We start from the raw sequence: 20,915 nt of genomic DNA, 5'->3' as shown, positions 1-20,915 counted from the left end.
TGACGGCCAGAGTGCGGCTAGAATGACGGCAGCAGCGGGAAGTGACTTACATGTTCGGATAATTGGGTCCTCCACCGCCCTCCGGAGTAACCCAGTTGATGTTCTGGGTTGGGTCCTTGATGTCGCAAGTTTTGCAATGGACGCAGTTCTGGGCATTGATCTGCAGCCGCGGCCTCCCATCCGCCTCCTCGACGAACTCGTAAACGCCTGCCGGGCAATAACGCTGCTCCGGCCCGTCATAGAGTTCGAGGTTCACCTCAACAGGTATGGCTGGATCCTTTAGCGTCAGGTGAACGGGCTGGTCTTCTTCATGGTTGGTGTTCGACAGGAACACTGACGTAAGGCGATCGAAGGTCAGCACGCCATCGGGCTTGGGATAATCGATCTTCCGGACCTCGCCCTTCCGCTTGAGGGTCGTGTTGTCGGCCTTGTGCTTGAGCGTCCACGGCAGTCGGAGTCCGAATTGGCCAAGCCACATGTCGAACCCCGCATAGAGCGTTCCGAGAAAACCGCCGAAATGCGCCACTGCCGGTTGGGCATTGCGAACGAGACGCAATTCCTTGTCGATCCAGCTCGAACGGACAGCCGGTTCGTAGGCCTCGAGGACATCGGCAGACCGATCCTTGCAGAGAGCATCGAACGCGGCCTCGGCGGCCAGCATCGCCGATTTCATCGCCGTGTGCGTGCCCTTGATGCGTGGAACATTCACGAAGCCGGCAGAGCAACCGATCAGCGCTCCGCCCGGGAAAGCCAGTTGCGGAATGGCCTGCCAGCCGCCCTCGTTGATGGCGCGAGCGCCATAGGAGACGCGGCGGCCGCCCTCGATCTCGGCGCGAATAGCCGGATGGGTCTTCCACCGCTGGAATTCCTCGAACGGCGAAATGTACGGGTTCGCATAGTCGAGCGCGACGACGAAGCCGAGCGCGACCTGGTTGTTTTCCTGATGGTAGAGAAAGCCACCACCCCAGGCGTCCTCGAGCGGCCAGCCCTGCGAGTGGATAACTCGGCCGGGCTTATGCTTGTCGGCAGGAACGTCCCACAACTCCTTGACGCCAAGGCCATAAACCTGCGGTCCCGACTTGTCACGAAGACCGAAAAGTCGGCTCAGCTCCTTGGTCAGGCTGCCCCGCGCACCTTCCGCGAAGAAGGTGTATTTCGCATGGAGTTCCATGCCCGGCTGGTAATCGGCACGGTGAGAGCCGTCGCGGGCGATGCCCATGTCGCCGGTTGCCACCCCTTTCACCGAGCCGTCCTCGTTGAACAACACCTCGGCGGCAGGGAATCCTGGGAAGATTTCGACGCCTAGCTCTTCGGCCTGCGTGGCAAGCCAGCGGCAAAAATTGCCTAGGCTCAGCGTGTAGGTGCCCTTGTTGCGCATGAACGGCGGCAAGGCGAAGTGCGGCATGCCCCACTTGCCGGTCTTCGTGAGCACCCAATGATGGTTTTCCGTCACCGGCACTGTGAGCGGCGCTCCCCGTTCCTTCCAGTCCGGGACCAGCTCGTTGAGCGCCTTCGGGTCGACAACTGCACCTGACAGGATATGCGCGCCGACCTCGCTACCCTTCTCAAGGATGCAAACCGAAATCTCGCGTCCCGCGGCCGCTGCAAGCTGCTTCAGCCGGATCGCCGCGGACAGGCCGGCGGGTCCCGCACCGACGATTACCACGTCATAAGCCATGGACTCGCGTTCGCTCATCGTTCCCCTCGTCGTGCAGGCAGGGCGCCTTGCCCGCGCTAGCCCTGCTTTTCCTTGACCTCGGCGTCAATGCTGAGGCCTAATCAAATCATGGGTGGGGAGCACGACCGCTTGACTGCGGCCGAGGCTGCCAGCGTCATTGGCTGGTGGATCGAGGCGGGAGTCGATGTTGCGATACAGGAGCAACCGCGCGCCTGGCTCGGCGCGACCGCGGCCGTGACTTCTGTCGAGACCCACACGCTCGGCGCTCCCGAGCCAACCCCGGAACTTCCTGCAAGTCTCGAGGCATTTCGACACTGGCTCGGTGAGACGCCTTCTCTTCCGTTGGCAAAGGCCAATGCTCGTCGTGCTCTTCCGATAGGAATTGAAGCGGCCGAGGTGATGCTTCTTGCCGATATGCCTACGCCCGAGGATGTTGCCGAAGGACAACCCATCGCGGGGCCGGCTTGGGAACTCACCCAGCGCATGCTTGCAGCGATCGGCTTCGATAGCAACCAGGCCTATGTCTCGGGCCTGACCTGCTTCCATAGCCCGGGCACCCGCCTTTCCGGCAACGATCTTGAAGCCTGCGCGACACTTGCGCGAAGGCACGTCGCCCTCGCCAAGCCGAAGCGACTGCTGCTTCTGGGGGATGCACCATGCCGGGCACTGCTCGGAAAGCCGCTCACAGTCGCCCGCGGTCATGTTCACAAAGTTGAAGGGGTGCGTGCGGTAGCAACCTTCCATCCGCGGTTCCTGCTCGATCGACCGTCGAACAAGGCGCTGGCGTGGCGTGACCTTCTACTTCTGATGGAGGAAGAGGTTTGAGCATTCATCTGTTTCTTGCAGCAGCTGCAGCCGCGGCGGTGCAGGGCCAGGCCTCGGACCCGCTCGCACCGCTTCCGTCACAACCGTCAGTTAGCCCGCTTCCAGTCCTCGTTCCTGTGGCGGGAACGGAGCAGGCCCAATCGAACGTAACTTCCGATCCCGTCGCTCAGGGTCCGGTGACCGTCGTCCCGCCCGTAATTGCTCCTCCGCCGACGGCACCGGTCGTCGCGGTCCGGGTTCCCCGCAACTACGGAGAGGTCTTCTCCGCAATTCGCGGCGGCCGCTGGGCCGAAGCGCAGATCGGAATCGCGACGCTTCCGCAGAGCATCCTTACCCCCGTGGCCAAGGCCGAGCTTTATACCGCCAAGGGATCACCGGTCGTGTCGCTTGGACAGATCCAGGCCCTTCTTGCTGAGGCGCCGGAGCTCCCGGAGGCGGAGCAGCTTGCGCGAATGGCGCTTACGCGTGGCGCAACGACGCTTCCGCAATATGTCACGCGCCGCCCGACGACCTGGCTAGGCAACTCTCCCAGCCGGTACAAGGCTAAGGCCGTCACCGGCGAGCCAGCAGCAGATGCGCTCCGGGCGCAGCTCGATCCGCTCATCAAGGTGGACGACGCCGTCAACGCGGAGCTCCTGCTGATGCAGGCAACGCCGCTCCTCTCCTACGAAGCGCGTGCGGAAGCGGGTCAGCGGGTCGCCTGGTCCTATTTCGCCGTTGGCCGCGATGCCGATGCCCGCCGGGTCGCCGATACATATCGGGTTGGCGCCAGCGGCGATTGGGCGAGCCAGTCGGCATGGGTTTCGGGCCTTGCCTCCTGGCGGCTCAACGACTGCAATTCCGCGTCCATTGCCTTTCGCGAGGTCGGATCCCGGGCACAGCAGCGGGAGCTGGCTGCGGCCGGCTACTACTGGGCGGCCCGCGCCGAACAGGCATGCCGCAGACCAAACTCGGTAGCGCCTTTGCTAAAGGTTGCCGCCAACTCGCCCGAGAGCTTCTACGGCCTTCTGGCGCGCGAGACCCTCGGCATCGACAAGAGGCTTCCGCCGGATATCCACAACGGCATTGGGCGCATCGAAAACCTTCCCAACGTCCGCCGCGCCGAAGAATTGGTTCAGATCGGCCAGCCCTGGCTCGCGGAAGCGCTGATCAAGCACCAGGCGCAGATCGGGCGCGTCCAGGACCATCACTCGCTGATCGAGCTCTCGAAAAAGCTCGATCTGCCGTCGGCGCAATATTGGCTCGCCCATAACGGCCAGTACGGCGCCGTCGTCGATGCGGTCGACCGCTACCCCATCCCGCGCTGGATGCCGCGCAGCGGCTGGCGGATCGATCCGGCGCTTGCGCTTGCGCATATGCGGCAGGAATCGAACTTCCGTGTCGATGCGGTCAGCCCGGCTGGAGCGGTCGGACTGATGCAGGTACTGCCGACCACCGCGAACGCGATGGCCCGGCGGAATGGCTATGACGCCGGAAGCCTGTTCGACCCCACAGCCAACATCGAGTACGGCCAGAGCTTCATTGAGACGATGCGCGTTTCGACGTCCACGCAAGGTCAGCTTCCAAAGATCATCGCGGCTTACAATGCGGGTCCACTGCCCGTCGCTCGTTGGTCGACGTCCTTGGGCGGTCAGGGCGATCCCCTGCTCTGGATCGAGTCCATCCCCTATTGGGAGACGCGCTACTACGTCCCGGCGGTGTTCCGGAACCTGTGGGTCTATCAGGGTCTCGCGAAAGCCGACACGCCGACGCTGAGCGCTCTTTCGCAACATCGCTGGCCTGCCTTCCCAACGGCGCAGACCAACCTTGCCGCAGCAACTCAGATGGCACCCACCGGCGAGCCCTGATCGCCCATTTGTTCTTGTTCTGTTCTTACTGTCGGCGTAGTTTGCCGGCATGCCGGTCGAGTCGATCAAAGGGCGCGGAGCGACGCGCAATTCAACGCCGAAGCGCTTCAATCTTCAGGAGCGGCTGGTCGAAGGTGAATGGCTCGACAGCGTAGAGGCGCTCGATGGAGTTCCGAAGCGCCGAACGACGGTCACGATCGAGCATCCGAAGTCGATCCTCACCCGCAATCGCTCGCCGGACATTGGTTTCGACCGATCGGTGAATGCGTATCGCGGCTGTGAGCATGGCTGCATCTACTGCTTCGCCAGGCCGACGCACGCCTATCATGACCTGTCGCCGGGCGTGGATTTCGAATCCCGGCTGTTCGTGAAGCCCAAAGCCGCCCAGCTTCTCCACGCAACGCTGTCGCGGCCGGGCTACGAATGCGCGCCGATCGCAATGGGGACAAACACGGATCCCTACCAGCCGATCGAGGAAAGATGGCGGATCACGCGCTCGATCATAGAACTACTGGTGGAAACCAAGCACCCATTCACGATCACCACCAAGTCGGATCGCGTTCTGCGCGATCTCGACCTGCTGAAGCCCGCGGCCGAGCTCGGGATCGTATCGGTCGCGCTGTCGGTGACGTCACTTGACCCGAAGATCGCCCGGACGCTCGAGCCTCGCGCTCCAACCCCACATCGGCGGATCGCGGCGATCAAGGCGCTCAATGAGGCGGGCGTCCGATGCCACATCGCCATTGCCCCGGTCGTCCCGCAGATCACCGACCACGAGCTCGAGGCGATCGTCGAAGCGGGAGCTGGAGCCGGCGCATGCGGAGGTTTCTATTTGCCGGTGCGGCTTCCGCATGAGGTGGCGCCACTGTTCCGGGCATGGCTGGACGAGCATTTTCCCGATCGGGCCAGCAAGGTGATGTCAACCATCCAGTCGCTGCGCGGCGGCCGCGAGAACGATCCCAACTTCTTCAGCCGCATGCAGGGTCAGGGGCCGTGGGCGGACCTCATCCGGACTCGCTTTGAGAAGGCGGCCGCTCGCTATGGCCTGCAGCGATCGAAGTTCGGCCTTCGCCGCGACCTGTTCCAACCGCCTCAAGGCAACCAGCTTCGCCTTCTTTGATGGAGTGCCGCATGCTTTTTATCGAAGCGCATGGTGACTTGGCGTGCGTCCCTGCCCTAGGCAATCGCCCATGACCAAGCATCTGTTCGCCGCGTTCCTGCTCGCATCCGCCGCCCCTTCCCTCGCTCAGCCTGCGCCTACGCAGGTTGCCCAGCTTCGCGATGACGCGCTGAAGGACAATTATGCTTGGGACATCGTCGAAGGCCTTACGACAGAGGTCGGCCCCCGGATGGCCGGAACCGAGGCCGAGGCGCGCGCTCGCGAATGGGCGGTGAAGAAGCTCAAGGCGATGGGCTTTGCCAATGTCCGGATCGAGCCGTTCGATATGCCTGTCTGGACACGGGGCGCGGAAGGCGCGGAGGTTCTCACACCGTTCCCGCAGCGGATGGTGATCACGGCGCTCGGCAACAGCGCATCGACGCCTCCTGAAGGGATCACCGGGGAAATCGTCGGGTTCAACTCGATGGCCGAATTCGAAGCCGCGCCGGCTGACGAAGTGCGCGGAAGGATCGTCTTCGTCTCCCACGCGATGCCGCGAACGCAGGACGGTTCGGGCTACGGCTTCTTCGGAGGGCCTCGCCGGCAGGGCCCGACCGTCGCGAGCAAGAAAGGTGCCATCGCAATCGTCGTGCGCTCGATCGGCACCGACTATCACCGGAACCCGCACGCGGGTGTCCAGACCTTCGCGGATGGTGTGAAGCCGATTCCCGCTGGAGCACTCAGCATTCCTGACGCGGAGCAGCTTCAGCGCATCCTGAAGCGTGGCCAACCGGTGACGATGCATCTGACGCTCGTTTCGCAGGTAACCCAGGGGAAGTCGGGCAACGTGATCGCCGAGGTCCCGGGGCGAGATCCCAAGGCACCCTTCATCCTCGTCGGCGGCCACCTCGACAGCTGGGACCAGGGCACCGGCGCTATAGATGATGGGTCAGGCGTCGCCATCACGACCGCCGCCGCAAAACGCATCATGGACGCGGGGCGGCCGCTCCGCACCATTCGCATCGTCTGGTTCGGTGCCGAGGAAGTCGGCCTCTTTGGCGGCATCGACTACCAGAAGAAGCATGGCACCGAGCTGCATTATGCGATCGCAGAGAGCGACTTCGGCGCTGACCGCATCTGGAAGGTCGACAGCAAGCTCGGCAAGGACCGCGAAGCGGAGGCCAAGGCGCTTCAAATCGCGCTCGCACCGCTAGGAATCGTGCCGGGCTCGCTTGAGAAAGCGGACGGATCCGACATCGAGCCCCTGCTGAACGCTGGCCTGCCAGGTGTCGGCCTGAGTCAGGACGGCACTCACTATTTCGACATCCACCACACGCCCGACGACACACTCGACAAGATCGATCCGGAGGCGCTTCGCCAGAATGTCGCGGCATGGACCGCCATGCTTGGCGTGCTGTCGGGCGGAATCGAGCCGGAGCCGAAACGGGCCAAGCGGCGTTGAGCCCCCAAAAGGGAGGAAACTATGCGAGTTCTTTTTGCCGTTCCGCTTCTTCTGCTCGGTGCCTGCCAAGTCACGAAGGACGACAATTCGACGACCTTGTCGTTCAATGAAGACGTTGCCGCGAATGCCGCCGAAGACATCGGAAACGCCGCCGAGAACCTGGGTGGCGCAATCGCCAAGGAAGCCGATCAGACCGCCGCAAAGGTCGAGAACAAGGTTGGTGACGTCGATGTCGACGTGAATGTTACGCATAAGGACGACGAGCACACCAACCAACAATAGGCGGATTCAGGCGGTTGTTCCTGGCGGCGCTGCCGTGTAGCAGGCCGCCGTCGGGGAGTAGCGCAGCCTGGTAGCGCATCTGCTTTGGGAGCAGAGGGTCGCAGGTTCGAATCCTGTCTCCCCGACCATCCTCACCATTTCGTGCGGCCACGAGCGTCCAATTCTCGCGGCGTACGAGTTCCGGCTAGCTGCAGTGGCGAGCGCGCCTCAGGCGGTGAGCGGCGCCATCACCGGACCTTCCGCCGGACGCCGGGCGAAGATGCCGAACCCTGCGATGATCGCGTAGCAGAGCGCGGGGAGTAGCAGCGCGAACTGCAGGCTACCCGACTGGTCGGCCAGGAAGCCGGTCGCCAGCGGCACTACGGCCCCGCCGAAAATCGCGATATTGATGATACCGGAGCCGTCCGCAGCACGCGGACCGAGCTTTTCGCACGCCAGGCTGAAGATCGTCGGAAACATGATCGAGTTCATGAGCCCGATCGCGAGCAGGCTGTAAGCAGACAGCGTGCCGGTCGTGTTGGCCGAAATCGCGATCAGCAGGATCGCGCCCGTCGAAACCGAGGCCAGGATCTTGCCCGGGCTCATGACCCGCAGGAAGTAGGATCCGATAAAGCGGCCGACCATCGCGCCGCCCCAATAATACATGATCAGCTTGCCCGCGGCCGCATCGGAGATTCCGAGCACGTGCTTCTGCATCAGGTAATTGACGATCAGCGACCCGATCGACACTTCCGCGCCAACATACAGGAAGATACACAACGCCCCGAAGCCGAAGCGAGGGCGCTTCAGCAGGGAAAAGCCCGCGAGCGGCGAGCTGTGATCGTGCTTTTCACCGGGAAGCTTGTCGCGGAACATCCAGACCACCGCAGCGATCACCGCGAGAGCGACGGCGAGGCCGATGTAGGTCGAGACGATCGCCTGGGTCTCTTCCATCCGATACTGGTCGAGCGCCGCGCCCGAGAGCTGCGAAGCCGACACGCCGGCGAGACCACCGAGAATGAGCGCCGAGCCGACACGCGGGAAAATGGTGGTGCCGAGGCTGTTGAACGCCTGGGCAAAGGTCAGCCGGCTGTGCACCGTCTTTGCGGGGCCAAGCAGACTGATGAGCGGGTTGGACACCACCTGCACGACGACCACGCCGCTGGCGAGGACGAACAGAGCAAGCAGGAACAGGCCGTAAGTCGCGGTCCGCGATGCCGGAATGAACAGCAGGCATCCCACCATCATGATCAGCAGGCCCGCCGCTGCTCCACGCATGTAGCCGATCTTCTTGACGAGCTGAGCTCCGGGAATTCCGATCACGAGATAGGCCGTGAAGAAGCAAAACTGGACAAGCATCGCTTGCGTGTAATTGAGCGTGAACAGCTCCTTCAGCTTCGGGATGATCACATCGTTGAGGCTGGTGATGCCGCCGAAGATGAAGAACAGCGCGAACACGAAATAACGCAGGCTCGGAGCGTCCACTCCGCCGTCCGGCAACTCCAGCGGAGTTGCATTGGCCTCGCCTTCGCCGATCCCAGTTGCGATAACCATTCTGCGGATGCTCCCTCTCTGCCGGCACCGCCGAATGGCGCGACCTTGAAGACCATGGGTGCATAGGAACGCATGGCGTTGTCAACGCATTCGCGCTCCGTGGCATGACATTGATCGTCAGTCTGCGATCGGCGGCGTGGGGATTCCCGACACACCCGCCTGAAAGGCGAACAACGACCCAGCAAGCGGCTCCCTCAGCAGCTTTTCGGGTGACAGCAAATGTTGGGCTGTGGTCGCGAAGGCCGTGTTCAGGTCTCGCCCTCCGAACGCAATCTTCGTGATGTTCGAGACGGGAAAACGAACCCGCTCCAGCAGCTCGCCTGCGGGCGAATATCGACGCGCTTCCGATCCGGAATAGAGGCTGATCCAGATCGCGCCCTCGCGATCTACGGTCGGACCGTCCGGATGACCTTCCCGCGGGTCGATTCTTACCACCAGTTGGGAGGGCCCCAGCTGTCCATCACCCCAAATCTCGCACGCGGAGATCGTGCCCCTCAGCGTATCGACCCAATAAAGGATGGCCCCGTCGGGGGAGACCGCCGGGCCATTCGTGATCGCGATGCTCGTGACATTGGTTCGCGTGAGCTTGCCGCGATGGAAGCAGTAATAGGCGCCCGTCTTGGACTTTTCGCTGTCGTCCATCGTGCCGAACCACAGGCGACCTTTCGGATCGACTACGCCATCGTTCAACCGATTGTCCGGGCTACCGGGTTCCACGGCAACCAGGAGCTTGAACTTTCCCTTCTTCGAATCGAACCGATGAAGGCCACTCTGAAGTCCGACGATGTAACCGCCGCTCTTTGCGGGGAAGATGAAGCCGGCCTGCTCTGGCGTATCCCAGCTGTGATGGTCGCCGCTTTCGGGATCGTAGCGGTGGATCTTCTTGCGCTTGATGTCCGTAAACCAGAGCGCCTGGTCGCGCTCTACCCAGACAGGCCCCTCGCCCAGCTGGGCGCCAACTTCCAAGGCCAGATGAGCTTCACGGGTCATTCCCCCTCCGTCACTCAGCTCGCGCGCCGCAATAGGCGCCAATCGTTTACACCGGACTACACACCCGTCGCCGCAAATGTATGGCCATCGGGATCAAGATCACGAAGGTCGCGGCCGCGTGTTTCCTTGCCGAACATGGCTACGAGGACGAGCGCACCGATCGTCGGAACGATGATGATCAGCGACACGACATCAAGCGGCGGGACGAGCGCGAGGATCGCCAGGAATTGCGCGAACATGCCACCCGCCTTCGTGCAGGCCGCCACCGTGCCGGTTGTCCTGCCGCGAATCCTGAGCGGGAAGCTTTCGGCCGCATACGGGAGCAGCATCGCAATCAATCCGTTCGTGCCGACGATCAGGAGCGCGACGGGAAGGACCGGGCTCCCGCTTCCGGTGAACTCCAGCCAGAGGACGCCGGCAAGCCCGGCAAGAGTCACCGCGATGGACCCGACAACGGACCATTTGGTGCTCCAGCTGCTGTACAGATAGGCAACAATGAACACCGTCGGGAATGCGATCAGAGCGGATTCCGCCAGCAGCTTGCTGGTCACCTCCATGCTGTAGCCCCGCGATACGAGGTCCGCGGGCAGCCACAGGAGCAGCCCGAAATTGATGAGACCGTAGCAGATAGCCGCAAGACTCAGTGCGAACAATTTGCCGAAGAAAGCCTTGCCGGTCAGAGCGACCGACGGCCCTTTCGTAAAAGCGGCTTCTTCGGCGCGGGTAGTGCTGCGCGCCTCCGACCCGAAGCGCGCCATCACCGCCCTCGCCTCTTCGCGACGGCCGCGAGCGAGGAGGAACTTCGCGGACTCGGGAATGAACGCGCCGAGCAAAACGAGCGACAATCCAGTCGGCAGGTTCAGCAACCAGAGGATGCGCCATCCGAAGAAAGGCTGGAGGAGCGCGGAAAAGCCGCTCGCAGCGAAATAGCCGCCCACGGCACCCAGCCCCCCGACGAGCACAAGCGCCCAGCCGCGGTGCTTGCTGGGCATCATTTCGGCGAGAAGCGCGTAGGTAACCGGCAGCATGCCGCCCGCCGCCGCGCCCATCATGAAGCACATGCCGATGTTCCAGGCGAGCGATGGCATGGCGCCGCAGATGGAGGTCCCGACGAACATCACAGCCGAGAGCAGAATGGAAGCTTTTCGGCCATAGATGTCGGCAAGAATTCCCCAGACAATCGAGCCTACGACCGTCCCAACCAATGCGAAGAAGGGTACCATCGAAGCGGTCTGCTTCGGAACCCGATACTCGTCGATCATTCCGGGGATCGTGAATCCGAGGCTCGCGGGCTTCATGATGTCGATGACGAGGGCGAGAACGAGAACGCCCATCAAAACCCAGTGTGCTCGAGACAATGGCGCGTCTTCGGGCGGAGATACGACAATGTCCTGAGAGGCCGACAGGATACCCGAGACGTTTCGTGGCAACAGCCCGTAAGCCGCGACACCGACCCCGCCGACAATGAGGAACATACCGGCGATCATGTCCGCGCCCATCGGCATGCCCGCGAGCATGAAATGCAGGTTCCGGCCCATCCAGAACATGGGCGCGTGAAGGAGCACGCCCGCAGTAACGGCGATCACGCCGATACCGAAGGCCACCAGGCCCCGGCGGTCGGAAAGCGTGCTGGCGCTAAGCATTGGCCTCGATCACGCCGTGGCCGCTCGCGAACGCCTCTGCAGCGCCGAAAAGGCCAGGCTGTGGATGGGTGATCACTTTGACCGGCATCTCATCCATCATTCGCTCGAAGCGCCCCTTGGCGATGAAGCGATCGCGGAAGCCCGATTTCGGCAAATAATCGACGAGCCGCAAGCCAAGTCCCCCCGCAAGAACTACGGCATGCCCGCCCTGCGCGAGTGCGAAGTCCCCGGCGGCGGCCCCGAAGGTCAGGCACAAGCGGTCGAGCGCCGCGGACGCGAGGGTATCGCTCCCAGACAAGGCCGCGGTCCACAGGTCCTTCTCGTCGCGGAGGGTGAACTGGCGCTTCTCCATCGTTCCGAGCGCTTCGTAGATGTTGAGAAGGCCTCTGCCCGACACAAGCCGTTCCACCGACACGCGCCGGAAGTTCTCCCGCAAATGCTGCAGGATCCCATCCTCGAGCGAGTCGAGAGGTGCGAAGTCCACGTGGCCTCCCTCGGTCGCGATGACCTCATATCCGCCTGCACGCTTTAGCAGGCTCGCAACGCCAAGGCCGGTGCCGGGTCCGACGATCGTGATCACGCCTGTGTCGGGCAGACCCCGCTCAGGGCCACAAACGTGACGGTAAGCCGATGCATCCAGCCCCGCGACGGCATGGGCGATTGCAGCGAAATCGTTGACGATTACGAAGCGCTCGACGCCGAGCCTCTCAAACATAAGCGCGGGGCGGATGACCCACGGATTGTTGGTGAGCTTCAGCACGTCGCCGCCGACGGGGCCCGCAAAGGCGATCGCCAGTTCCTTGGGAAGCGGCTGCTCGATGCGACGGCCGAATTCCTGCCACGCATGTTGGAAGCTCGCGAATTCACCGGTCTTGACCGTCACCGGCTCGCCGAGGTCGACCACCTGGCAGTCGTCGATTGCTGCCAACGCGAAACGCGCATGCGTTCCACCGACGTCGGCAGTCGCAATCACTCTCATCCGCGTTTTCTCCCCATTCCGTGGAATGGGCGCCCTCGTACTAAGCTGCGTCCGCAGCCGCCAGTGCCGATCTCCTAGGCCGCGTCGCGCGCGTCCTGCTCCGCGTCGAAGCGCGCCTGGGCACCATGGATCGCGTCGACATTTTCCATGGCCCAGGTCGCCAGACCGCAAATCGGCTTCTGAAGCGATTTGCCGAGCTCGGTCAGCTCATAGTCGACCCGCGGCGGGATTGTCGGAGTAACGGTCCGGTTGACCAACCCGTCCCGCTCCAGGTTGCGTAGCGTAAGCGTCAACATGCGCTGGGACACGCTCGGGATCTCGCGCCGAAGCTCGTTGAACCTCTTCGATCCATCGCCGAGCGTCTGAACGACAAGCACGGTCCACTTGTCGCCAATGCGCGAAAGCAAGGTGCTGATCGTCCGGCAGACTGGATTCGCTGGATCTTTCATCTCGTGGTCACCTCAATGTTCCCGGCTCACAAATTTGTTCGTCCGCCACAAAAAAGTGCGTTCTTGCCAGCGCTTTTCATGTGGTTACTTAGGGTGCCTCGGTAACAAATACATACCAAGGAGGCAATAGTGACCATCCTGCATATTGACAGCAGCATCAGTGGCGAAAACAGCGCCAGCCGCGCGGTCAGCCGCTCCATCGTCGATCGGCTTCGCGCTCAGACGCCCGAGGCCGATATTGTCGTCCGCGACCTGGTGTCTGACCCCCTGCCCCACCTGACCTTCGATGCATTCGCCGACGGGACAGTCCTCGACGAATTTCTAGGAGCGGACACGGTGGTGGTCGGCGCGCCAATGTACAATTTCACTCTGCCGACCCAGCTCAAGGCCTGGATCGACCGGCTGCTGATCGCCGGCAAGACCTTCCGCTACACGGAGACAGGCCCCGAAGGCCTGGTCAAGGGCAAGCGCGTGATCGTCGCACTCGCCCGGGGCGGTTTCTACGATGACGGCTCGCCGGCCGCGTCGCTCGAACATCTTGAGAGCTACCTCCGTGGGGTCTTCAACTTCATCGGTGTCGAGCCGGAGTTCGTTGCCGCCGACGGTCTCGCCGTGAGCCCCGAACAGCGGGAGAGCTCGATCAAGCAGGCGGTTGGGGAAACCCTGCGCCTCGCAGCCTAAGCTTTCACCGAGCGCTCCGGTCGCGACTTCACCGCGCGGCCGGAGCACCAGTCTTCCGTAAAACACCGTTGCAGTCGATGCTCGGGTCGGCTGTGGTGGACGCGATGCTCAATACCGACAAAGCGTGGGAAAAATTAGGGAAGCGCGATCCCTATTTCGGCGTTCTCGCGGACGAGAAGTTCTCGATGAACAAGATCCTCGAGAATCGCGACGAGTTCTTCCAAACGGGCCGACAGACAATTGCCCACATCATCAAGCGATATGAGACGCATTTCGGTAGCTTTCCTCGGGGACGCGCTCTCGATCATGGCTGCGGCGTCGGCCGGCTTGCGTTGCCGCTTACGCAGGAATTCGAAAATGTATTGGGACTCGATGTCTCACCATCGATGATTGCCGAAGCTAGGACCAATGCCGAACAGTTCGGCGTAGCGAACGTGCAATTCCTGCTCGCCGACGATGAGCTTTCAAATGCACTGGGGCAGTTCGACTTCGTCACCAGCTACATGGTCCTTCAGCACATACCGGTCCGCCGCGGACTGCCGATCATCTCGCGACTGATTGACAAGGTGAGCCCGGGCGGCGGCTTTCATATCCACTTCTCGCTGAGATCGGACGGCCTGGCATCCCGCTCCCTCTGGTGGGCTAGCCACCACATTCCCGGCGTGAAGATCTGGCAGAACATCTGCGCCGGTCGTGACTGGAACGCACCGGGGATGCAGATGAACAACTACCGGCTTAACAAGATTGCCATGATCATGGCGGCACACAGCATTGGCGAGTCCGCTCTGCTCACCGAGCATCATGGAAAGTTTCTAACTTGCAGCCTGATCGGCAAGAAACCCGATAGGGATTGAATTCGGGGTTTGGTGGGCCCGGAGGGATTCGAACCCCCAACCTAGCCGTTATGAGCGGCCGGCTCTACCGTTGAGCTACAGGCCCTCCCCGGTTCAGAAGCGTTAGCCCCCGCCCCGCATTGGGCGCAAGCTAGGTCCTGCGCCGGGGTAGAACCAGCGCCAGCTTGTCGCCGGCGACCCGGAGATCGCCGCCAGCGGTCTGCGCGATTCCGCGTGCCAGCTTCAGCGAAAAGCTGCTGGCGAGCACGTCCGCACTGTCGGAACTTCGTCCGAACAATTGCGCGTCACTAAGGCCGCTCAGGGACTGCGGACGGTTCATGGTAACGAGGCATTGCCCGACGTCGCAATCGACCGCGATCGAGAGGCGCTCGCGAGACGAAGCTACATCGACAAGCGCGAAACAGAATCGCCGCATCAAGCGCTCGAGCACGGCGCGGTCGAGCGAACAGATCGCCGGTGCACGTGAGGTCGTGACCGCGAGTGCTGCTCCACGCTCGCCTGCCCGTTCCTTCAACTCGGGCGTCAACTCCGTGAGCAACTCGTTTAGGTCGGTCGACGTATCCGAGAATGCGGACGACGAACGTAGCTGCGCGGCAACATCAAGATCCTCGATCGCCGAAAGTAGCAACCGCGCCTGGCTGACGATCTCGGCGGCGCGCTCGCGATAACTGTGATCGGCGGGGCCAAGATACTGGCCGTCGATGATCTCTGCGAACCCGATGATCGCGTTCAGGGGCGTCCTGAGCTCATGAATCAACTCGCGCAGGGCGTCTTCGTCGAGCGGCTCCTCATCAGCTTCGGCCGACGGCTGTTCCTCCTCGTCCGTGTCGGCCGAACGGATCCCAACGCCGCGGTAGCCGGCAAATCGGCCGTCTGCCGGTTCGAATGCCGGCACACCACTAAGCTTCCAGTCACCGGCGGCGGGTCCGTCCCCCGAGACGGTCAGCATCGCGTCGCGAAAGGGCGCCCTCACGGCGAAGGCACGCTGGATCCGCTGGTCTACGCCATTGTGCTCGCCCGGGTTTGCGAGGGACCGTCCGATCAAGGGTCCGCGCGGAACCCCCTCGACCCAGGCGATTTCGCCGGATGGTCCGCATTCCCAACGAAACAGGGGCGCAGCGCCAAATCCGGAGCTTGCAACGAAGGCGGGCTGCGGACGCGCTTGAGGCTGTGGGCGAACGACGTGCCGCTCCTGCCGCAGATGCTCGATCCGCGCGAGGACTTCGCTGATCGATGGAATGGGCCCGCTCGGCGCCGCCGGAGCTGCCGGAGGTGGCGTCGGCTCAGCCTCCGGTTCCTGCTCCGGCTGCGGTTCTGGTGGCGTTGCTGTTGCCGGCTCGGTTCTACGCTCGGGCTCAGGCACGGCAACGACCGCCTCTGCCGGCGGCGCTGCAGCAAGCGCCCAGGCGGACAGATCGGGATAGAGCGACGCGATGAACCGGCGGCTATCTGGGCTCGCTGTTGCAAGGGCGTCCCGCCATTGCGACGGCTGGAGCGAAGACGCCGACAACACCGGCGCGGCGACTGCAAGATTGTCGGCAGCAAAGACGATCACCAGTGGCAGCGGCAAGTGTGGACCAGCGACCGAGCGCGCAGCGGCAGCCCGCAATTGCGGATCGATCAGGGCTGCTTGCGCGAGGACTTCCTCGAGCGCTCTTTGAGCGGACGGCGAAGAGAGATCGTTCGAGCGGGCAAGCAACTCCACCAACTGACGCCAGCGGACGGCGCGGTCGTGCGGGTTGGCTGCAGGCTGTGCCAACACGGTATCCAGGCGATCATCGAACCGCACCGCTTACATCCGCTTCCTTCAAGATCGGTCGATGCACCGTTCACGTGGTGCACAGTCCTAAGGAAGAGGCTGATGCTTAACTATCCCGAAATGGCACAGGCCTAAACGCAGAAAGAACAAACGAAAAAGGGCGCCCGGAGCCGGACGCCCTCTCCCGAAACTCAACGTGGCTTAAGCCAGCGTCGAGACGTAGGTCAGCCAGTATTTGGCAATTTCGGCGCGCGGTCCGGTCACGGCATTGAGAGCTGCGGTTGCACCCGCCTTGTCGCCCGCCCTGGCCAAAGCCATTCCCAGGTGGAGATTGATCATGTTCGCATCGGCACCCGGCTTCTTGAGCGCGGCCCGGAAGATCTCGGCCGCCTTTGCATATTCGCCATAGCCATAAAGGAGGTCGCCGTTCGCAAGCGCCGCCTTGGCGGTCGGAGCGTTAAGGCCTTTCGTGGCCGCCGCGCCGAGAGTCGCAGCTTCGCCGGCCGACTTCGCCTTGGCCTGCTCCATTTCCTCCTTGAAGGGCGACTTGCTGAGATCGACGAGCTTCGCAGCAGCGCCCTCCTCGAGAACGAGCTTCGCCTCGCCTGGATAGCCCTTGCTAAGAGCCAGATAGGCGTAGCGGTCGTAATCGCCGTCGTCCTTCATCGCCTTGGCGGCGCGGGTCAGACGGAAGAGGTCAAGAGTCGCGGCCTCGTCGGTGTTGTTGAGGTTGCGATAGATGCGAATCGCATCGCTCCAGTTCGCAGCCGTCGGATAAGCGGCCACCCACTGCCGGCTGATTTCCGCAGTTACCGGGAGCTTCGCCTTGTAAGCGACTGAAATCGTGCGTTTGTAGAGATCTTCAGGCGCTTTGGCTCCGTTCGCGCTCTGCTGGGCAATCGCCTGGCGAAGCGTTGCTACGGCGTCTGCCGGATTGCCGCCGATCGAGCGGGCCTGTGCGAGCAGCGGAATGATCTCCTGGTTACCCGGCTCTAGCTGCTGGACCTTCTCGAAGGCGGCGATCGCCTGCGGGAACTGCTTTAGGTTGTAGCGGGTCTTGCCGAGGTTGAGATAGGCGTTGGACATCTGCCCCTGGTCCAGCATCCCCGAAGAAATCAACGCTTCAAGCGCGGTCGCCAGCTCGGCGTCGTTCTTCGTCGCGACAGCCGCCTTCAGCTGCGCCTGAGAAGCCAGGTAATGCTCTTCCTTGGTCTGCGCCGCTGCGTGCGCGGCGGCGACCTTGGCCGGAAGCGTTGCGGTATCGTTTGCTTCGACAGCCGTGACCAGGTCCTGGTAGGCCTTGGCGAATGCCGCCGAGATCTTGATCTTCTTGTCGCCTAGCGTGACAGTCGCGCTGCCCTTAGGCGCCTTCTCCTGCTTTTCTGCCGCCTTTTCGCTGCGGCTTTGAGGATCCGTCGTCTGCGGTCCTCCCCCACCATAATCGCGCTGCGCCTGCGCGCCGGTTGCAAGGACTGTCGAAGCGGCAAGGGCAATGCCAAGCGTTTTGATCGTTGATTTCACTGTTGGTCTCCCGCGCGCCCTACATGGCGCTTCCCGAATGTGGTGCCGGCGCAATAAACTCCGCCGATTGGATCGCCAAGCCGCTGCGAGATTCTGCCTGAACCGAATTTGAACTCGAGGCCGCGCCCGCGCGCTAACTTCTGATAACTACAAAGGTAATCGTGCATGCGGGTATCTATTGCACGGGGCTCGCCATCCCTTGGCATCGACACCTCAGGAATTGGCGGGTCCCACCCGACAAAGGCGATCCGGCATCCCTCCACTCTGCTGCCGGGTCGCCTTTTTCGCATGAATTAGCCTCGCGCGCGCCCGCGCGCGCACTGGTGCGAGGGTTCAAACTGGGCTAGGCCTCCCTATCTGGGGGGCAGCGCCGCGCAAAGCGGCGATTCTCCCTGCGTATTCGCATAAACAGAACCCACAGGATCTTTCACTTGGCCACCGAACCGCCGGCAGAACTTCCCGGCCAGACCGACGACATTGCGCCCATCTCCATCGTCGAGGAGATGAAGACCTCCTACCTCGATTACGCGATGAGCGTGATCGTGAGTCGCGCGCTTCCGGATGTGCGCGACGGCTTAAAGCCGGTCCACCGCCGAATCCTCTACGCCTGCCAAGAAGCGGGCTACGTAGCCGGGCGGCCGTATCGCAAATCGAGCCGCATCGTCGGTGACGTCATGGGTAAATATCACCCACACGGCGACAGCGCGATCTACGATGCTCTCGCCCGCATGGTACAGCCATGGTCGCTCCGCGTCCCCCTGATCGACGGTCAGGGCAACTTCGGCTCGATGGATCCCGATCCGCCAGCCGCCATGCGGTATACGGAAGCCCGGCTCGCCAAGGTCGCCAACTTCCTCCTCGCGGACATCGACAAGGACACTGTCGATTTCCAGCCGAACTATGATGCGTCGGAGCGAGAGCCGCAGGTCCTGCCGGCGCGCTTCCCGAACCTGCTCGTCAATGGCGCAGGCGGCATCGCCGTCGGCATGGCTACCAACATTCCGCCGCACAATCTCGGTGAAGTGCTGGCTGCCTGCCGCGCCTACATGGACGATCCGGCAATCACGTCCGAAGGCCTGATGGAACATGTAAAGGGCCCCGACTTCCCGACGGGCGCCTTCATTCTCGGCCAGGCCGGAATTCGCAGCGCATACACGACGGGCCGCGGCTCGATCATGATGCGCTCGCGTTACAAGATCGAAGAAGGCCGCAACGACCGCCGCTCGATCGTCCTCACCGAAATCCCGTACCAGGTCGGCAAGTCAGGTCTGGTCGAAAAGATCGCAGAAGCCGCCAAGGACAAGCGGATCGAGGGCATTTCGGACATCCGCGACGAGTCCAACCGCGAAGGCGTCCGGATCGTCATCGACCTGAAGCGCGACGCGACGCCGGACGTAGTCCTCAATCAACTCTGGCGGCACACGCCAGCGCAGTCGTCTTTCCCGGCGAACATGCTCGCGATCCGCGGCGGCCGCCCGGAAACTCTCGCGCTTCGCGACATTATCGAGAGCTTCGTCAAGTATCGCGAAGAGGTCATCACCCGCCGCTCGAAGTTCGAGCTGCTGAAGGCCCGCGAGCGCGCGCACATCTTGCTCGGCCTGGTTGTGGCCGTCACCAACCTCGACGAGGTGGTGAAGCTGATCCGCGGGTCGGCAAGCCCGGCGGAAGCGCGCGAAAAATTGCTCGACCGCAAATGGCCCGGCGCCGAAATCCGCCCTTACATTGCCTTGGTCGAAGCCGTCGAACCGCAGGGCAAGTCGGAGACGTACCAGCTCTCCGAAGCGCAGGTGAAAGCGATCCTCGAGCTTCGCCTGCACCGCCTAACCGCGCTCGGCCGCGACGAGATCGGCAATGAGCTTGCTGGGCTCGCGGACTCGATCGGCGAGCTGCTCGAAATCCTCGCCAATCGCGCCCGACTCTACGAGGTCATGCGCGAGGAATTCGACGAGGTCGAAGCCGAGTTTGCAACGCCGCGCATGAGCGAGCTCGCGCCCGCCGCCGACGGAATCGAAGACGAAGACCTCATCGAGGTCGAGGACATGGTCGTGACCGTGACCATGACCGGCTACATCAAGCGCACTCCGCTGGCATTGTTCCGCGAGCAGAAGCGTGGCGGCAAGGGCCGCGCTGGAATGCAGACGAAGGATGAGGATGCCGTGACGACCCTGTTCGTCACCTCGACTCACAATCCGGTACTGTTCTTCTCCAACCTAGGGCGCGTGTACCGAATGAAGGTGTGGCGCCTCCCGGAAGGCGGCCCGAATACGAAGGGCCGTCCGATGATCAACCTGCTGCCGCTTGCGGAAGGCGAGACCATCTCTACCGTGCTTCCTTTGCCCGAGGACGAGAACGAGTGGGGCGGCCTGCATATCATGTTCGCGACCGCGCACGGCACGGTGCGCCGCAACAGCATGGCGGCGTTCACGAACATCCCAACCGCCGGCAAGATCGCGATGCGCTTCGGCACTTCGGCGGTCGAAGGCGCGGACAACGGCGATGACAGCGAAGAGCAGTCCGACCTCTCCGACCGCCTCATCGGCGTTGAGCTTCTGACCGAGGAAGACGACGTCCTCCTCGCCACCCGCAACGGCAAAGCGATCCGCTTCAGGTCCACCGACGTCCGCGAATTCCAGTCACGCACCTCGACGGGCGTACGCGGCGTTCGACTGCTCGCCGGCGACGAGGTCATTTCAATGTCGATCCTCCACCGGGTCGGCACCACTCAGGAAGAACGCGAGGCCTACCTCAAGTGCCCGCCATGGCGTGACCGCGAGGACGTCGAATGCTCGCTACCCGCGGAGCGCGTGGCCGAAATGGCGGAGAAGGAACAGTTCATCCTCACCGTTACCGAGAACGGCTACGGCAAGCGTTCGTCCGCTTACGAGTACCGCCGCACCAACCGAGGCGGCCAGGGCATCACGAACATCGACACGTCCGAGCGTAATGGCCGCGTCGTCGCCAGCTTCCCGGCGCATACCGGCGAGCAACTCATGCTCATCACCGACCAGGGCAAGATGATCCGCACGACGGTCGGCGACATCCGGGTCATGGGCCGCAATACTCAGGGCGTGACCATCTTCCGCGTCGCCGAGAACGAGCACGTCGTCAGTGTCGCTCGCATCGATGAGAGCGACGAGGACGAGATTGAGCTTGACGCGGGCGACGAGAAAGCGCCGGAGGAAGGCGCCGTCGTGGGCGAGAGCGAGCTCGATCGCTCGGCCGATCCGGAACTTGGGGCGTAGCATCCGAACCCCGTAAGATTGCGGATGAACAGTAGGAACGACGGTGGGTTAGCTCGCGTTCGTTGTTGAAA

At 62.8% G+C, this 20,915-nt stretch carries 16 protein-coding genes and 2 tRNA genes; 9 read left to right on the top strand and 9 right to left on the bottom strand.

Annotated elements, in window-relative coordinates; genetic code table 11:
• Window positions 1–46 precede the first annotated feature (46 nt).
• Window positions 47–1,696 (bottom strand): electron transfer flavoprotein-ubiquinone oxidoreductase, encoded by a 1,650-nt coding sequence (locus ACMC5O_RS05010; protein ID WP_187709661.1) that lies wholly within the window; start codon window positions 1,694–1,696, stop codon window positions 47–49.
• A 90-nt stretch (window positions 1,697–1,786) separates the two neighbouring features.
• On the opposite strand from ACMC5O_RS05010, the gene ACMC5O_RS05005 reads away from it, so the two are divergent.
• From ACMC5O_RS05005 to ACMC5O_RS04980, 6 genes are all read left to right on the top strand, one after another.
• Window positions 1,787–2,503, top strand: a complete 717-nt coding sequence (locus tag ACMC5O_RS05005) for a uracil-DNA glycosylase (RefSeq protein WP_426693355.1) — start codon at window positions 1,787–1,789, stop codon at window positions 2,501–2,503.
• Entirely contained in the window at window positions 2,500–4,350 is a 1,851-nt protein-coding gene (locus ACMC5O_RS05000; protein ID WP_187709663.1) for a lytic transglycosylase domain-containing protein, read from the top strand. The genes ACMC5O_RS05005 and ACMC5O_RS05000 overlap by 4 nt, the downstream gene beginning before the upstream one ends.
• Window positions 4,351–4,399: 49 nt before the next feature.
• Window positions 4,400–5,470 carry a PA0069 family radical SAM protein gene (locus tag ACMC5O_RS04995; protein WP_187709664.1) on the top strand — a complete coding sequence of 357 codons (1,071 nt, stop codon included), beginning with the start codon at window positions 4,400–4,402 and terminating at the stop codon, window positions 5,468–5,470.
• A gap of 70 nt (window positions 5,471–5,540) precedes the next feature.
• Window positions 5,541–6,911, top strand: coding sequence for a M28 family peptidase (locus ACMC5O_RS04990; RefSeq protein WP_426693354.1), 1,371 nt, complete (start codon window positions 5,541–5,543; stop codon window positions 6,909–6,911).
• Between the two features lie 21 nt (window positions 6,912–6,932).
• Window positions 6,933–7,193 carry a hypothetical protein gene (locus ACMC5O_RS04985; protein ID WP_187709665.1) on the top strand — a complete coding sequence of 87 codons (261 nt, stop codon included), beginning with the start codon at window positions 6,933–6,935 and terminating at the stop codon, window positions 7,191–7,193.
• Window positions 7,194–7,244: 51 nt separating this feature from the next.
• A tRNA-Pro gene (locus ACMC5O_RS04980) sits at window positions 7,245–7,321 on the top strand.
• A gap of 79 nt (window positions 7,322–7,400) precedes the next feature.
• On the opposite strand, the gene ACMC5O_RS04975 is transcribed toward ACMC5O_RS04980, so the two are convergent.
• The 5 genes from ACMC5O_RS04975 to ACMC5O_RS04955 all read right to left on the bottom strand — a co-directional run bounded on the left by ACMC5O_RS04975 (window position 7,401) and on the right by ACMC5O_RS04955 (window position 12,787).
• Window positions 7,401–8,726 carry a sugar MFS transporter gene (locus ACMC5O_RS04975; protein WP_187709666.1) on the bottom strand — a complete coding sequence of 442 codons (1,326 nt, stop codon included), beginning with the start codon at window positions 8,724–8,726 and terminating at the stop codon, window positions 7,401–7,403.
• Window positions 8,727–8,843: 117 nt separating this feature from the next.
• Entirely contained in the window at window positions 8,844–9,716 is an 873-nt protein-coding gene (locus ACMC5O_RS04970) for an SMP-30/gluconolactonase/LRE family protein (RefSeq protein ID WP_426693353.1), read from the bottom strand.
• Between the two features lie 56 nt (window positions 9,717–9,772).
• Window positions 9,773–11,359, bottom strand: a complete 1,587-nt coding sequence (locus ACMC5O_RS04965) for an MFS transporter (protein ID WP_426693352.1) — start codon at window positions 11,357–11,359, stop codon at window positions 9,773–9,775.
• Complete coding sequence (gene glk, locus ACMC5O_RS04960) at window positions 11,352–12,338, bottom strand: glucokinase (protein ID WP_187709667.1); 987 nt, start codon at window positions 12,336–12,338, stop codon at window positions 11,352–11,354. The genes ACMC5O_RS04965 and glk overlap by 8 nt, the downstream gene beginning before the upstream one ends.
• A gap of 74 nt (window positions 12,339–12,412) precedes the next feature.
• Entirely contained in the window at window positions 12,413–12,787 is a 375-nt protein-coding gene (locus tag ACMC5O_RS04955) for a winged helix-turn-helix transcriptional regulator (protein ID WP_187709668.1), read from the bottom strand.
• 129 nt (window positions 12,788–12,916) lie between these two features.
• Here ACMC5O_RS04955 and ACMC5O_RS04950 point away from each other — a divergent pair, with 129 nt between their 5' ends.
• The gene (locus ACMC5O_RS04950; protein WP_187709669.1) at window positions 12,917–13,468 is read left to right on the top strand and encodes an FMN-dependent NADH-azoreductase; all 552 of its coding nucleotides are present in this window, start codon (window positions 12,917–12,919) and stop codon (window positions 13,466–13,468) included.
• A 104-nt stretch (window positions 13,469–13,572) separates the two neighbouring features.
• The gene (locus tag ACMC5O_RS04945; protein WP_187709670.1) at window positions 13,573–14,322 is read left to right on the top strand and encodes a class I SAM-dependent methyltransferase; all 750 of its coding nucleotides are present in this window, start codon (window positions 13,573–13,575) and stop codon (window positions 14,320–14,322) included.
• A gap of 10 nt (window positions 14,323–14,332) precedes the next feature.
• On the opposite strand, the gene ACMC5O_RS04940 is transcribed toward ACMC5O_RS04945, so the two are convergent.
• From ACMC5O_RS04940 to ACMC5O_RS04930, 3 genes are all read right to left on the bottom strand, one after another.
• A tRNA-Ile gene (locus tag ACMC5O_RS04940) sits at window positions 14,333–14,407 on the bottom strand.
• A 45-nt stretch (window positions 14,408–14,452) separates the two neighbouring features.
• Complete coding sequence (locus tag ACMC5O_RS04935) at window positions 14,453–16,111, bottom strand: HAMP domain-containing histidine kinase (RefSeq protein ID WP_187709671.1); 1,659 nt, start codon at window positions 16,109–16,111, stop codon at window positions 14,453–14,455.
• 171 nt (window positions 16,112–16,282) lie between these two features.
• Window positions 16,283–17,602, bottom strand: coding sequence for a tetratricopeptide repeat protein (locus tag ACMC5O_RS04930; RefSeq protein ID WP_187709672.1), 1,320 nt, complete (start codon window positions 17,600–17,602; stop codon window positions 16,283–16,285).
• Window positions 17,603–18,033: 431 nt separating this feature from the next.
• On the opposite strand from ACMC5O_RS04930, the gene gyrA reads away from it, so the two are divergent.
• Window positions 18,034–20,844, top strand: a complete 2,811-nt coding sequence (gene gyrA / locus ACMC5O_RS04925; RefSeq protein WP_246444523.1) for a DNA gyrase subunit A — start codon at window positions 18,034–18,036, stop codon at window positions 20,842–20,844.
• Window positions 20,845–20,915: the final 71 nt, after the last annotated feature.

Origin of the sequence: Sphingomonas sediminicola, from assembly GCF_049991885.1 — a bacterium.
GTDB lineage: Bacteria > Pseudomonadota > Alphaproteobacteria > Sphingomonadales > Sphingomonadaceae > Sphingomicrobium > Sphingomicrobium sediminicola.
This window is presented reverse-complemented; position numbering and strand designations above follow the sequence as displayed.

Coding starts and splice junctions, on each gene's coding strand:
- ACMC5O_RS05010 (WP_187709661.1), bottom strand. CDS start 1,696: ATGAGCGAACGCGAGTCCATGGCTTATGACGTGGTAATCGTCGGTGCG.
- ACMC5O_RS05005 (WP_426693355.1), top strand. CDS start 1,787: ATGGGTGGGGAGCACGACCGCTTGACTGCGGCCGAGGCTGCCAGCGTC.
- ACMC5O_RS04995 (WP_187709664.1), top strand. CDS start 4,400: ATGCCGGTCGAGTCGATCAAAGGGCGCGGAGCGACGCGCAATTCAACG.
- ACMC5O_RS04990 (WP_426693354.1), top strand. CDS start 5,541: ATGACCAAGCATCTGTTCGCCGCGTTCCTGCTCGCATCCGCCGCCCCT.
- ACMC5O_RS04985 (WP_187709665.1), top strand. CDS start 6,933: ATGCGAGTTCTTTTTGCCGTTCCGCTTCTTCTGCTCGGTGCCTGCCAA.
- ACMC5O_RS04975 (WP_187709666.1), bottom strand. CDS start 8,726: ATGGTTATCGCAACTGGGATCGGCGAAGGCGAGGCCAATGCAACTCCG.
- ACMC5O_RS04970 (WP_426693353.1), bottom strand. CDS start 9,716: ATGACCCGTGAAGCTCATCTGGCCTTGGAAGTTGGCGCCCAGCTGGGC.
- ACMC5O_RS04965 (WP_426693352.1), bottom strand. CDS start 11,359: ATGCTTAGCGCCAGCACGCTTTCCGACCGCCGGGGCCTGGTGGCCTTC.
- glk (WP_187709667.1), bottom strand. CDS start 12,338: ATGAGAGTGATTGCGACTGCCGACGTCGGTGGAACGCATGCGCGTTTC.
- ACMC5O_RS04955 (WP_187709668.1), bottom strand. CDS start 12,787: ATGAAAGATCCAGCGAATCCAGTCTGCCGGACGATCAGCACCTTGCTT.
- ACMC5O_RS04945 (WP_187709670.1), top strand. CDS start 13,573: ATGCTCAATACCGACAAAGCGTGGGAAAAATTAGGGAAGCGCGATCCC.